General features: G+C 43.9%; 1 protein-coding gene. It reads right to left on the reverse strand.

What is annotated here, in order from left to right:
• The coding region (locus V6252_RS13885) for an SDR family NAD(P)-dependent oxidoreductase (RefSeq protein WP_425355891.1) at positions 1-154 on the reverse strand (154 nt) is incomplete at its 3' end.
• Between the last annotated feature and the right edge of the window lie 58 nt (positions 155-212).

Below are 212 nucleotides of genomic sequence, written 5' to 3' on the forward strand. Positions count from 1 at the left end.
CTAACTGACGAGCGCGGGCGATCAGCTCTTTCTCATCTATATCAGCGAGTACTAAGTGATGTCCATCAGCATAGCAGTGCTGTGCCATTGCCCAACCAAGTCCTGATGCACCACCAGTGATTAAAGTAATATTTAATGATGACAATGGTGGCATTGATGATTTTCTCCATATCAAGGTTTACGCAATCCATTGCATTCGATGAAGTACTCGA

It is taken from the genome of Psychrobacter proteolyticus (assembly GCF_038155145.1).
Taxonomy (GTDB): domain Bacteria; phylum Pseudomonadota; class Gammaproteobacteria; order Pseudomonadales; family Moraxellaceae; genus Psychrobacter; species Psychrobacter proteolyticus_B.